This is a genomic window from Halalkalibacter sp. AB-rgal2, assembly GCF_041821005.1.
Classification (GTDB): Bacteria; Bacillota; Bacilli; order Bacillales; family Bacillaceae_D; genus Halalkalibacter.
Map to the genome: position 1 here is coordinate 1 of NZ_JBGUAV010000037.1, position 12,284 is coordinate 12,284.

General features: G+C 36.7%; 15 protein-coding genes. 8 read left to right on the plus strand and 7 right to left on the minus strand.

The window, feature by feature from the left end:
* Nucleotides 1-49: 49 nt before the first annotated feature.
* From ACERJO_RS19660 to ACERJO_RS19685, 6 genes are all read left to right on the plus strand, one after another.
* On the plus strand, nucleotides 50-400 hold the full coding sequence (locus ACERJO_RS19660; RefSeq protein WP_373648617.1) for a VOC family protein: 351 nt from the start codon (nucleotides 50-52) through the stop codon (nucleotides 398-400).
* 189 nt (nucleotides 401-589) lie between these two features.
* Nucleotides 590-1,141, plus strand: coding sequence for a GrpB family protein (locus tag ACERJO_RS19665; RefSeq protein ID WP_373648618.1), 552 nt, complete (start codon nucleotides 590-592; stop codon nucleotides 1,139-1,141).
* 92 nt (nucleotides 1,142-1,233) lie between these two features.
* Nucleotides 1,234-1,860, plus strand: coding sequence for a chloramphenicol phosphotransferase CPT family protein (locus tag ACERJO_RS19670; protein ID WP_373648619.1), 627 nt, complete (start codon nucleotides 1,234-1,236; stop codon nucleotides 1,858-1,860).
* 190 nt (nucleotides 1,861-2,050) lie between these two features.
* A complete protein-coding gene (locus ACERJO_RS19675; RefSeq protein WP_373648620.1) occupies nucleotides 2,051-2,434 on the plus strand; it encodes a hypothetical protein in 384 nt (127 codons plus the stop codon).
* 311 nt (nucleotides 2,435-2,745) lie between these two features.
* Entirely contained in the window at nucleotides 2,746-3,627 is an 882-nt protein-coding gene (locus ACERJO_RS19680) for a helix-turn-helix domain-containing protein (protein ID WP_373648621.1), read from the plus strand.
* A gap of 90 nt (nucleotides 3,628-3,717) precedes the next feature.
* Nucleotides 3,718-4,755: a linear amide C-N hydrolase gene (locus tag ACERJO_RS19685; protein WP_373648622.1), complete on the plus strand. Its 1,038-nt coding sequence runs from the start codon at nucleotides 3,718-3,720 to the stop codon at nucleotides 4,753-4,755.
* A 129-nt stretch (nucleotides 4,756-4,884) separates the two neighbouring features.
* Here the strand turns inward: ACERJO_RS19685 and ACERJO_RS19690 are convergent, their stop codons facing one another.
* Together ACERJO_RS19690 and ACERJO_RS19695 are read right to left on the minus strand one after the other, a co-directional pair.
* A complete protein-coding gene (locus ACERJO_RS19690; RefSeq protein ID WP_247105979.1) occupies nucleotides 4,885-5,247 on the minus strand; it encodes a hypothetical protein in 363 nt (120 codons plus the stop codon).
* 77 nt (nucleotides 5,248-5,324) lie between these two features.
* Nucleotides 5,325-5,564 (minus strand): hypothetical protein, encoded by a 240-nt coding sequence (locus ACERJO_RS19695; protein WP_247105980.1) that lies wholly within the window; start codon nucleotides 5,562-5,564, stop codon nucleotides 5,325-5,327.
* Nucleotides 5,565-5,936: 372 nt separating this feature from the next.
* Here ACERJO_RS19695 and ACERJO_RS19700 point away from each other — a divergent pair, with 372 nt between their 5' ends.
* Complete coding sequence (locus ACERJO_RS19700) at nucleotides 5,937-7,808, plus strand: putative bifunctional diguanylate cyclase/phosphodiesterase (protein WP_247105981.1); 1,872 nt, start codon at nucleotides 5,937-5,939, stop codon at nucleotides 7,806-7,808.
* A gap of 30 nt (nucleotides 7,809-7,838) precedes the next feature.
* Entirely contained in the window at nucleotides 7,839-8,135 is a 297-nt protein-coding gene (locus tag ACERJO_RS19705) for a hypothetical protein (protein WP_247105982.1), read from the plus strand.
* A gap of 169 nt (nucleotides 8,136-8,304) precedes the next feature.
* Here the strand turns inward: ACERJO_RS19705 and ACERJO_RS19710 are convergent, their stop codons facing one another.
* The 5 genes from ACERJO_RS19710 to ACERJO_RS19730 all read right to left on the minus strand — a co-directional run bounded on the left by ACERJO_RS19710 (nucleotide 8,305) and on the right by ACERJO_RS19730 (nucleotide 11,989).
* A complete protein-coding gene (locus tag ACERJO_RS19710; protein ID WP_247105983.1) occupies nucleotides 8,305-8,691 on the minus strand; it encodes an ectoine synthase in 387 nt (128 codons plus the stop codon).
* 100 nt (nucleotides 8,692-8,791) lie between these two features.
* A complete protein-coding gene (gene ectB / locus ACERJO_RS19715; protein WP_247105984.1) occupies nucleotides 8,792-10,075 on the minus strand; it encodes a diaminobutyrate--2-oxoglutarate transaminase in 1,284 nt (427 codons plus the stop codon).
* A gap of 76 nt (nucleotides 10,076-10,151) precedes the next feature.
* Nucleotides 10,152-10,640 carry a diaminobutyrate acetyltransferase gene (gene ectA / locus ACERJO_RS19720; RefSeq protein WP_260505914.1) on the minus strand — a complete coding sequence of 163 codons (489 nt, stop codon included), beginning with the start codon at nucleotides 10,638-10,640 and terminating at the stop codon, nucleotides 10,152-10,154.
* A gap of 432 nt (nucleotides 10,641-11,072) precedes the next feature.
* The gene (locus tag ACERJO_RS19725; protein WP_260505915.1) at nucleotides 11,073-11,183 is read right to left on the minus strand and encodes a YfhE family protein; all 111 of its coding nucleotides are present in this window, start codon (nucleotides 11,181-11,183) and stop codon (nucleotides 11,073-11,075) included.
* Between the two features lie 257 nt (nucleotides 11,184-11,440).
* Nucleotides 11,441-11,989, minus strand: coding sequence for a GNAT family N-acetyltransferase (locus tag ACERJO_RS19730; protein ID WP_247105985.1), 549 nt, complete (start codon nucleotides 11,987-11,989; stop codon nucleotides 11,441-11,443).
* Nucleotides 11,990-12,284: the final 295 nt, after the last annotated feature.

Sequence of the window (12,284 nt, forward strand, 5' to 3'; positions counted from 1 at the left end):
AAAGAATTCATGTAAACGTATGGGTAATCAAATCTAAAGGAGCTTTTAAATGTCCATTTATATAAACCTTGTTGTAATTAGCTCACTCAATATTGAAAGATCTGTTACCTTTTATGAAACTCTCGGACTTACATTTAAAAAAGAACAACATGGCAATGGACCAGAGCATTACGCTTGCGAAATTGGTAATCTTGTATTTGAGATATATCCAAGTCAGTCTGAAATCGTAGGTATTACAACACGTTTAGGATTCAATGTTGACAATTTAGATGCAATTATTGATAAGTTTTCCACAAAAGATGGCTTAATTATTACTGTGCCAACTGTTAGTCCATGGGGAAAGCGTGCAGTTATTAAAGACCCTGACGGACATAAGGTTGAATTATTAGAAAGCCTCTAAAGAAATAAGGATTTAAATCTAAACATCAGTCATTTGTGGAATTCTGTACTTAAAGCAAACGGGAGCGATTGTTGAATAAGATTCGTAGCTTCCCCTATTTTATTAACTAGGCAGGAATTGTTGGAGAAGGCTTTGTTTGACTTTATAGAATTAAATCTAAGAAGCATTATTTTTTATAGGTGGGACAATATGACGAAACCAATCGTTATTCTTAGTGAATATAATCCAAATTGGGAAAAACAATTTGAATCTGAGGAAAAAAGAATTCTTGATATTTTAGGTGATAGGGTTGTAGGAATTGAACATATTGGAAGCACGTCTATAAAGGGGTTAGAAGCTAAACCAATAATTGACATCATTATAGGTATACAAGATTTAGATGAAGTACCTAACTATGTTCGTCCTTTAAGTGAAATAGAATATGAATATGTTCCAAAACCAATGTTTAAAGACAGAAGGTTTTTTAGGAAGGGGTTATGGGGACAGGGCACTTGTCATCTTCATATTTGTGAATTTAATAGCAGTGAGTGGATTGAAAAATTATTGTTTCGGGACTATCTTAGGTTACACCCCCAAGTAGCAAAGGAGTACGCTTCATTAAAAAAAGAACTTGCCTCTAAATATCAGTTTGATAGACCAACTTACACAAAGAAAAAAGAACCATTTATAAAAACAATTATCGAAAAAGCAAATAAGGAAATACATAGTAAGAAAAAGGGGATGTCCGCCTTGTTAAATTAACGGGGCGATAGCTGAACAGGGCTGTCGCTTTTTTACGAACGGAGCAGTTTTATTCAATAAGCGATAATGAGTGACTTAGGAGGAATCTCTCTATGCCCAAAATAGATAAACCTGGGGAAATAATAATTCTAAATGGTACTCCAAGATCAGGGAAGTCTAGTATAGCTTTAGTAATCCAGAATACATTTGAAGGTGTGTGGATGAATTTAGGTGTAGACCAGTTTATGCAGATGACCCCAAAACAATTTCAACCTGGAATCGGTTTACGACCTGGAGGTGAACGACCCGACCTTGAATCAACTATAAAAATAATGTATCGAGCCATGTATGAGACAATCGCACAATTCAGTCGTTTAGGACTAAATGTTGTGGTTGACGTAGGACATCATGACGGATATTCAGTTCCATTAAGAATTCTTCCTGAGTGTGCTCGTATATTGGATGGACTCCCTGTTTTTTTCGTAGGAGTTCGGTGCCCGATTGAAATTGTTATGGAACGGAGGATTAAGACATGGAATGCTGGTTACAACCATGATGGTGAAGTTCCAAAGCCAATTGCTTTATGGCAAGAACTTGTCCATATACCTGGTGTCTATGACATGGAAATTGATACCTCCGTTTATAGTCCTGAAGAGTGTGCTAAATTAATTAGACAGAGACTCGAAAATGGTCAGCCACCGGAGGCTTTTCAGCTCATTAAAAATATGGAAACTGAATAATGTCATTGATTAAGTAGTAGTAAATGACATTTAGCTAACGGGTGGTTAATCTTCAAGAAAAAGGCTGACTTTTTTTATTGAAGTAAATTGAGTGGGATACACAGCAAACTTTCGGGAGCAGTCAAATGTGTGGTTTAAACTATAGAAGTAGGATACTTTAAGAAGAAATTAAAGTGAGGAGGTTAGAGAAGTGGATTTTATCTACATATCATCAGTCATTGTGGCAATTTTGTTTGTATCTGTTGCAGTGTTTCAAGTGATACTTTCACTCGGTTATCCTTATGGTGAATTTGCAATGGGGGGCTATTATAAAGTTTTACCTAAAAAATTACGTATTGTGAGTGCTTTTAATGCTGTGATTCTCTTATTTATGGGTTTTGTTTTTCTTCAACATACAAATGTCTTAAATGGGTCCTATTTTTTACCTACAAATATACTTGTATGGGTTATTACTATTTTCCTTGGCATTAATACAATAGCAAACCTAATATCACAGAGCAAAAAAGAGAGACTTATGATGACACCGTTATCGGGTTTTACTTTCATATTATGTTTATTTATCGCTTTATCATAAACTAAAGAACAGGGATAGTTGAAGAAGTTGGCGAATTGATGGAGCATAAACGGATAACGAGAAATGGCGATTAAATTGGGTATAGAGACTTCGGTAGATAAGGGCTTAATCTGCATTAAATCTTTAAATATTTAAGGGGTTCTTGGTCGACTAACGAGTGCGTTTCGTAAGTTTAATATTTGGTATTATTTAATGTAGTTCCTTTTTTATGATAGGTTTGACGTATCTTCAAAAACTGAATAGAATTTACCGATCTAAAATGATTGAATCGATATGGAGGCTGATTGCGGTTTATAAAGGAAGTGTAAACATTGAATTATTTAGAGGATATCCAAAAGTTTGTAGATGATTTTGAGAAACATATAGAAGAAATGGATATTGATCAAGCAATTGCAAGGATACATATTTCTAAATACCATTTCTATCGTCTATTTAAAGCGGTTGTTGGACTATCAATCTATGATTATATAAAGAAACGTAGGTTAACTAGAGCAGCTGAATGTATCATACAATCACAAGATGATATTTTAACAATTGCTATGAAGTATGGTTTCTTATCCCAAGAAGTTTTTACGAGAAATTTTAAGAAAATGTTTGGGATAACTCCAGGTAGACTACGAAAAGAACCGTATTATAAAATCCCCAACCAGTTGAAACCAATAAATACCGATTCCATTATTCTAGAAGTAAAAGCCTTGAACGGACAAGTTCGCGTCAGTGAAAAAATTGAAACACTATCAGTAAAACTAATAGGAATTTGTCGTTATTCACATGATGGAAATATATCGACTATTACCCCTGTTATTGAAAGCTTTTTACAGCAAGTTGATCAAATAACAAACAGAAAAAACGATGTTTTGTATCGTGTTTGTTTTGATTTGGGTTTAACAAATGAAATGGCAACGTACGAAGAACTTGTAGCTGTAGAGGTAACAGATACTTCGATCGTTCCAGAAGGTATGATAACAAAAGAAATTCACAATGCAAAAGCTGTTACTTTTACACATAAAGGTCGTCTTTTTCAAGATGAAGTAGGAAGAGTTTTAAACACCTATGATTTTATTTGTTACTATCGCATGCCATTATTAAAAGCAAAGTTAACGAATGAGTTTATTATAGAACGGTACGGAGCTGAATTTATAGGACCATATGATGATAAATCAAAAATGGAAATTTCCTTTTCAATCACATAACGACTACATCAAAGTAGCAAAGAGAGTCAAGAAAATACTACCATACTCTGATATCTTAGCTTTAAGAAGACATAGTATGGAGGTGTCGAAATGTGTACAACATTTACAATGAAAAATAATGAACATTTCTTATTGGGGCAAAACTATGATTTTTACTATGGTCATGGGTTAATTGTTGTAAGTCCACGAGGGCTAAGTAAATTTTCGTTATCTGAAGAAGAGGAGAAAAGGTTGCATTGGATTTCTAAATATGGAAATGTGACATTTACTCAATTTGGTCGTGAGTTGCCAATGAGTGGCATGAATGAAAACGGGTTGGCAATCGCCATGATGTTTCATGAAGACGGTGAATTACCAGCAATAGATGAGAGACCAAGTTTAAACGAATTGCAGTGGATTCAATATCAGCTTGATCATTTTGGAACCGTTAAAGAAGTTATCAAGCATTTAGAAGAAGTTCGGATTGAAAAGTCGATTTATACATTGCATTATACGGTTTGTGACGTTACGGGGGAAACCGTTTTAATTGAGTTTATTAATGGTAAGGCAAACGTTATTGACCAGGCAACCTATTACATGATTACGAATACTAGTTATGAACGATCACTTGAATATGCAAACCAATTTGCGAACCAGTCTATTCAACAATTATCAAGAAAAACAAATTCACTCGACCGATTTACTTTGGCATACCGTTTGATTGAGCAAGTATATCAAAAACCTAGCCCTAATGCAGTCGAACAAGCATTTTCAATTCTAAAGGAAGTATCTATTAAGCCATCGATGCAAGGTATGTGGAATTGGATTGGAAAGAGGATTCCACCTACATTTACGTATTGGAGTATTGTTTTTGATGTAAATAATTTTATTATTTACTTTAAGGATCAAAAAAATAAAAACATACGACAAATTTCCTTACAACAATTTGGTTTTGCGCATTTAGATCATGCTCTATCCTTACCAATTGATAACCGATTGAGCGGTGAAGTAACGAACAATTTCACACCGTACTCAACTAAAGACAATGAGCGGATTATTAATATTAGCTATAAACCAATCAGTCATCAGATCTCTAAGGCAGACCAAAAAGAGCTTATAACATATCCAGATCAATTCTATCATGTGTGAGAAATTCTAAATTAAAGGTAACAGTAGTAAGTATGCATTTGATTAGTGGATAAGAAAGTAACTCAAAGATAACGTGGCGAAATATTTCAGATTTCTATCCTCATTTGTAAATGTTAGCCATCGGTATGTTCAACCTAATTGAATAAGTATATACAACACAGTGCCGAAAAGCACAGAACAGACGAACACCCAGATTAGTTGTATTTGCAAAAAAGAGCGGACTACACCACGTTCTTTTATAGCGGCAATGCTTTTCGCCACTTTTAGATTAATCGGTAGAAAATAGAGTGAAAATAGAAATCCACCTGAAAGGGAAATACTAACATAAAACATGATGGCATGATTGGTGAAAAGGTCTATGGTATTTCCGATAACGAAAAATGGTAAGCCAGCCCAAATGAAAAAGGTTACAAATAAAAGCATTAATGCAATGATAATTAGCATGAAATTTGTTTTAATTATGGTTATGTAGTTCTGGAAGTATAGGTTCATTGTGATTGGCCCCCTTACAAATCATTCTAGCTTAGCACAAAAGCCTAGTGCAACACGAAAGCTACACTAGGCTTTTGCTATCTTGATTGATGTTGACGATTCAATCGTTCTGCTACTCGATACGCATCGATCATACCCCAAATCCACATAAGTGGTGCTGTAATAAAACCAATTAAAACAAACATAAGAAGGCCATTAATAGCTTGAATAATAATAAATATGATTCCTTTTCCGATTTGGCCGTTATAAATTTGACCGAGTCCACACCAAAGAGCACTGAGGACTGCTGCTAACCCTGGGTTTTTTAATGGTTGCATTTCTTATCACCTCGTTTCCATCGTAATACATTCTATCATAATTTTATTAAATAAGGAGGAAAAATAACTGAATTCTCATTAGACGGTCATTTAAAAAGGGGGTTTTTCCTTTTTGAATGACCTCGAAGCAATGAGTGCATGCGCTATATCCTTTAAAAGTCTTGTGGTGAGTGCTCTTTCTCGCCACAAGACGCGTAGTGAGCGGAGACATTGCTATATTTTTTGGTGCTTTTTGCATAATCTCTAAGAGAATGTTGTCAAAAAAATGTTAAAACGTGATACAATAAAAGAGAAAATTACCTCATTTTTTGAAAAGTTATGTAAGCGCTTAAGTATTGCGGGTTTTAGGTTGTTGTCATGGGGGAAGATAGGATGATACGGAAACCTTTATTAACGATCAATCAATTACTAATTGTCTTAATTTGTTTGCTTGGTTTGCAGTTTAGCGTACCTTATGTTGTAGATGAGTCACTTTTAGGAGTTGTTAAGTTTAGCATATATATCATGCTTATTCTGTTACTTGTACGAATATTCATAGGGTTAAAAGAAAAGAACAAAGCGCAGCATCAAATTGAGAGCATGTATGAGTCAGCCCATTCAGTGTTGTGGTTAAGAGATAGTCGAACAAACGAACTATTACGTGTGTCTTCTTATGTCAGTGAAATCTTTGGATACACGAGCGAGGAATTAGTGGCATCGCCAACCCTCTGGTATGAACGGATACATCCTAATGACCGAAAGAGGTATTCACCATCATATTGGCAGAAGAAGATCGAAAGGGATGGAAATGTAACGATTAAATATCGCATCATCCAAAAAAATGGGAAAGAGCGCTGGGTGCAGGATCAAATTTACCCGATTTATTCAGAGAATGGGTCATTAATGAACATTGGTGGCATCGTAACCGATATTACAAAAGAGGAGCAAGCGGCGGAAGAGGTTCGTTTTCTATACTTTAATGACCCTGTTTCAGAGTTTGCTAATTATGAAAGTTTAAAATATACGTTATTTGAACGAATTAAATATGGGGAGCCGTTTGGTTTCTACATTTTGAAAGTCAATCGCTTGAATTTCATACGTAAGCATATCGATCAGGAAATTGCTGAAGAGGTCATTCGCTTATTGGCAAAGCGATTTAAGTCATTATTAAGTCCAAATTTATACATAGCGAGAATTAGTGATAGTCGTTTTGCAATTATTGATCGTAAGGTGCGCCCTAATGAACAGACGATCAAGATGATACGCTTTGCCATTAAGACCATTGAACAATCGATTAAAGTCGATCAATATGAATTTTTTTTAACGGCAACTGTTGGCGTTACCCATTTCCATGGTGTTGGCGAAACGGTGAAAGATTTGCAAAAAAATGCTCAACATGCGTTGGAGCATGCGAGAGAAAATCATCAACCGTTTGCCTTTTTCCATAAATCAATGAATACACGCCCTAATGAAGCAATGAGAATTGAGGCGGATTTGCGTAAATCAATTGACCAAGAAGAGCTTCTATTATATTATCAACCAAAGCTGAATATTCAAACGGGTGATCTAGTCGGCGTAGAAGCGTTAGTTCGTTGGAACCATCCAAGTGGTCGGATGATTTCGCCGGGAGAATTTATTCCGATTGCAGAAAGGACGGGGCTCATTCTATTAATAGGTGAATGGGTGATCGAACAGGCATGTATCCAAATGAGAAAATGGACGGAGGAAGGAATCCATGTCCCCTCTATATCTGTAAACCTATCAGTTAGCCAGTTGTTTCAACATAATTTAATTGAGAAAATCGAACAGTTTTTGAAGGGAAACGACCTTGAGCCCAATCGATTAGAGCTAGAAATTACTGAAACGATGGCGATGGATAAGGGAAGTGTTCAGCAAATTTTGATGCGAATTAAAAAGCTAGGTGTTAGTATTAGTATTGACGATTTCGGTACAGGGTATAGCTCTTTAAATCAGTTACGAGATTTGCCAATCGATATTGTCAAAGTTGATGGTTCATTCGTAAGTGATATTACAACGAATGAAAAGGCAAATGCTCTCTTATCGTCAGTTATAAAAATGACGAAGCTACTGAAATTGAAAGTGGTTGTCGAAGGTGTGGAAACAGAAGAGCAACTAAATAAGCTGTATGAAAATGAATGTGAAGTCGTTCAAGGGTTTGTCGTAAGTAAGCCGATCTCTGCTGAAGAAATTGTCGCGCAAAAGGAACAATTAAAATGTAAGCTTAAAAGGTTAAATGTGACTTAGGCTAATACGTGTAAGAAGGAAGGAATTGAAATGGTTGTGTATAAAGCATCGTTTATTCATCCGAATACTCATATCCCTTTTATCATTTACTATAATAAAAATGAAGGGTATATGACATTGGCAAAGGATGAAGAATCTTTAGAGCTAGTTCTGAAGATGCAAGAGGGGTTAGGGAACAATGAAGAGTTTATTGAACAGGTTGAAAAAGCGAATAAAGTCTGTGAAACCCCTTATCCGTGTCGCTCTTTTGGGGAGTTGTTCGACTTTCTTGAACAGATAGGTGTAGAGAAGGAAGACGTGTCATTTCAATCAATGTTCTTACATTAATGTAGAAATGGACTAAGAAATGTTGCTGCGTACCCAAGGTTTCCAGCTAAGTATTCGGTAACAAGCTTTATTTTAAATTCTTCTCAAAATATGGACATGAAAACACCCCCCTAAAGTTAGATTTTCTACTCCAACTTTAGGGGGGCTGTACCATTTTGGTCTTCCTTATTTAGCCTTCGTCTACTGGGTATACGCCATTCTCATCATGGACTTCTCTTCCCGTAATTGGTGGGTTGAAGACACATACCATACGCATATCTGTTTTGGCGCGTAGGAGATGCTCGTCATTTTTGTCCAATACGTAAATCTCATTTTTCTTAATAGGCCATACTTTATTATCTGCAAGTGTTTCGACTTCACCTTCACCTTCAATACAATAAACCGATTCTAGGTGGTTTTGATACCAAATATGCGTTTCTGTTCCAGCACGAATAATCGTATCATGAACGGAATAGCCCATACCGTCTTTTTTTAATACGAGACGACGGCTAACCCAATTGCCTCCATCTACTTCTTGCTCTGTTCCAATAATATCTTCTAATTTTACAACTTTCATTTTAAATAGCCTCCATGTCAGTAGTGATTTGATTGCTTTTTTTATAAGAGAAGGGGATCTCAAGCAATCTAAGATCCCCTTTTAAAATCGTTCATTTTCATTAAGATGTGACAAGCTCTCTAGCACCTAGAACGGCTTTAACACTATCTTCAATAATTTCGAATCCTTTGTTTAGACCTTCATCATCAATCGTTAAAGGTGGAAATAGCTTGAATACTTCATCATTAGGACCAGATGTTTCCATAATTAATCCACGCTCAAAGGCTTCCGCTGCCACCTTTGATGCTAGACCGTCCACTTGAGAAGAGATTCCGACCATATAGCCGCGGCCTTTTGCTTCACCTTCTAATTCAGGATAATCCGCAACGATTCGCTCTAGGAAGGAGAAAATGCGTTTTGAACGCTCTTGGATGTCCTTTTCAAACTTATCATCTTCCCAATAAGAAAGAGACGCTGTTGCTGTAATGAATGCATGGTTGTTTCCACGGAATGTACCATTATGCTCACCAGGAGCCCAAATATCTAGTTCAGGACGAATCAATGTAATCGCAAGTGGTAATCCCATTCCACCGATTGATTTAGACATACATACGATGTCAGGTTCAATGCCAGCTTTTTCAAAGCTGAAAAACGTTCCTGTACGTCCAACTCCAGCTTGAACATCGTCGACAATAAGGAGGATGCCCCAACGTTTACAAATTTGCTCAACACGTTGTAACCATTCAAAACGTGCTGCATTAATTCCACCCTCACCTTGAACTGTTTCAAGAATCATTGCAGCAGGGATTTCTACACCACTACCGCCATCTTCTAAGAAGCGTTCAAGGTATTCTAGCGTATCAAGACTTTCGCTGACAAAACTATCATACGGCATCGTCACAGTGTTCTGTAATGGAATACCAGCACCTTTACGTTTGAAGGCATTTCCTGTTACGGACAATGCGCCAATTGTCATACCGTGAAATCCGTTTGTGAAGCTAATAATGTCTGTACGTCCTGTTACTTTACGAGCTAATTTCAATGCACTCTCCACCGTGTTCGTTCCAGTTGGTCCAGGGAACATAACTTTATATTCAAGGTTTCTAGGCTTTAGAATTACATCATTAAACGTTTTTAGGAATTCAGCCTTTGGTGCCGTTGCCATATCCAATGAGTGAGTAATTCCATCATTTAATATATAATCAACGAGCTTAGCCTTCATATGTGGATCGTTGTGACCATAGTTAAGAGCGCCTGCTCCTGCAAAGAAATCAAGATATTCTTTACCGTCCTCGTTCCACATTTTGTAGCCTTTTGCTTTTGTAAATACAGTTGGGAAACTACGACAATAGCTACGTACCTCAGATTCTAATTCTTCAAAAATCTTCATATCTGTTTGACCCATTATTTGTTTTCCTCCTGTTTTTTAACCCTTTTTCACAAAGGGAATGGTTTTGTTTCACTGACAAGTCCTTATTTGCTTAGCGAATAGGTCCAATACGGAATGTTAACTCTTCTTCATGGCCATCCTCAGGGAAGAGGTCTTCTGAAAAGCATTCCTTCACTTCACATTTTGTATCGAACGTTTTGCTTAATCGTCGGAATAATGCTTGAGATGCTTCATTTGAAGGAGTAATCGTTGCCTCTACAAACTTAACATCAGCACATCCAGGTCGATTAACAAGTTCTTCTAGCATTTTTGACGCGAGTCCTTTGCCGCGTTGAGAAGAATGAACGCCTATCTGCCAAACAAACACGACGTCTTGCCGCTCTGGAGGGATAAATGCTGTAACAAATCCTACTACATGATCGTTCTCTTTTGCTACAACACATGTCTCTGCAAAAAATTCACCCATCATAATGTACTTGTACGCAGAGTTTTGATCGAGTGTTGATTCATTGACTAAATTCCACATGCCTGCTCCGTCTTTAACAGTAGGTTTCGAAAAGACAACCTCATCCGTTTTCAACGCTACAGGAGTTCCTTGGCTTTTAATATCAGTTTCCTCCTTCGAAAATCAATTTGTTAAACGAACTATTATTATGATAAGCGTGTTCGGGAAAATGGCGCAACTTACCAATAGGAGGATTAATCGTGATGAGCCACTCTTAGATTGGTTGAATGGAAGTAAGAACATGAATGGCTGTAAATACTACTGTATGGTTAGGTTTCCTTACAATTTGAAAATATCAGAAATTTTCAAATGGAGTTATATCCCTTGCTGTATAAGGGTTTTTAAGCTGTTTAAATGGAGGGGGATTTTTGTTAAGAAATTATGAAGAAGCAAATATGAAAAAAATGGATGTTAGCTATAGTGAGATACTAAATAAGAAATCGACAGTTGAGAAAGGGGGATGTCTCAAAAGTACAGTTTGAGACATCCCCGGGAGCAATAGGAATGTTATCTTCGCGCGGCTCTGTCAGCAGCTTTGAACTCTGAACCAAATTTCACTTCTTGTGCTTTGCGTAGTGTTCGTCTTTCTTCTTGAGCTCGGCGTTTTTTACTTTCCATAGTGTCACCACTTTCTTATTGGATTAGTAGTAGCTTCGTCAAAAGAAAGTCGTTTTATCCTAAGCATGGCTCATAGAGTGAGTTTAATGATAAGAAGAGGAAGCTGACGCCAAGCAAAGAGAGACTAAAGGAAATCCTCCTGCCGTTAAAATGGGACCGTTAACCGAGGAGGAATAATAAGCCATAAATAGTGGGATGAAGCACAGACGGAACTCAAACTCTTGCAAAGACTGCCTGTAACGCCATTAGGGCTTTTCTTATGCTTCTTTTCGTTCGATTGTTGGTGACGTTCTCATGAAGTGAAAGTGATAGAGATCCTTTTCAATTTGAAATAAGTTGTAGTCTCCCTTTTGGTTGAGCACTTCAAGAATATCAGGACGTAATTCATTGGCAAGTGTACAATAAGGCAGCTTTAATGCAGCATGGTAGGACCTTTCGTTATGCTTGCGAATTCTCATATAGACCGTTTGAATGTCACAGGAGAAAAACAATTCATTGAAGAAGGATTCCTTCGCTCTCTGATTATAACCAAGTCCAAAATAAGGTGAGCCGATCCATGTACCTAAAAAGCCTGATTGCTCATAAACATCGTACAAATTAATCGTGCCGATCGGAGAGCCCCATTCATCGATAATAGTCCTTGAAATCAATTCCCCTCTCTCCTCAGCTTCAATTGTCTTCTTTGTCAAAAAGACATATTCATCATACGTTTGTGCCTTTTCCCGTACGAAGGGAAAAACAGCTGGGTCTACTAATAATTCATATAAGTGATGACAATCCGCGACATCTCTTTGTTTTAAAATCATCAAAAAAACCCCCTTGGTTGAGGGTAGAATGGGACTCCACCCTCGAATTTAATAAACAAGCACATCAAATTCGGGGTGGGAATCGAACCCACTAGAACCAGCCAAGCTGATGGCGCACCAATTGCCTTCCCATTCGCTATATAATGGAATAATTACGTATAAAACGTTAAATTCTTTAGTAATTCATATGAAATGCATCATTTATACTAATATACGACGTATAACTCTGTAATCCTCTTTTATATTAAATGTATTTTTATAAAAAAGATACCACTTTTTCATGAAATTTTGATAA

Excerpts from the sequence above, each read along its gene's own strand:
- ACERJO_RS19730 (WP_247105985.1), bottom strand. The coding sequence starts at position 11,989 with ATGATTTTAAAACAAAGAGATGTCGCGGATTGTCATCACTTATATGAA.
- ectB (WP_247105984.1), bottom strand. The coding sequence starts at position 10,075 with ATGGGTCAAACAGATATGAAGATTTTTGAAGAATTAGAATCTGAGGTA.
- ACERJO_RS19725 (WP_260505915.1), bottom strand. The coding sequence starts at position 11,183 with ATGGAAAGTAAAAAACGCCGAGCTCAAGAAGAAAGACGAACACTACGC.
- ACERJO_RS19670 (WP_373648619.1), top strand. The coding sequence starts at position 1,234 with ATGCCCAAAATAGATAAACCTGGGGAAATAATAATTCTAAATGGTACT.
- ACERJO_RS19700 (WP_247105981.1), top strand. The coding sequence starts at position 5,937 with ATGATACGGAAACCTTTATTAACGATCAATCAATTACTAATTGTCTTA.
- ACERJO_RS19695 (WP_247105980.1), bottom strand. The coding sequence starts at position 5,564 with ATGCAACCATTAAAAAACCCAGGGTTAGCAGCAGTCCTCAGTGCTCTT.
- ACERJO_RS19685 (WP_373648622.1), top strand. The coding sequence starts at position 3,718 with ATGTGTACAACATTTACAATGAAAAATAATGAACATTTCTTATTGGGG.
- ACERJO_RS19690 (WP_247105979.1), bottom strand. The coding sequence starts at position 5,247 with ATGAACCTATACTTCCAGAACTACATAACCATAATTAAAACAAATTTC.
- ACERJO_RS19710 (WP_247105983.1), bottom strand. The coding sequence starts at position 8,691 with ATGAAAGTTGTAAAATTAGAAGATATTATTGGAACAGAGCAAGAAGTA.
- ACERJO_RS19705 (WP_247105982.1), top strand. The coding sequence starts at position 7,839 with ATGGTTGTGTATAAAGCATCGTTTATTCATCCGAATACTCATATCCCT.
- ACERJO_RS19660 (WP_373648617.1), top strand. The coding sequence starts at position 50 with ATGTCCATTTATATAAACCTTGTTGTAATTAGCTCACTCAATATTGAA.
- ACERJO_RS19665 (WP_373648618.1), top strand. The coding sequence starts at position 590 with ATGACGAAACCAATCGTTATTCTTAGTGAATATAATCCAAATTGGGAA.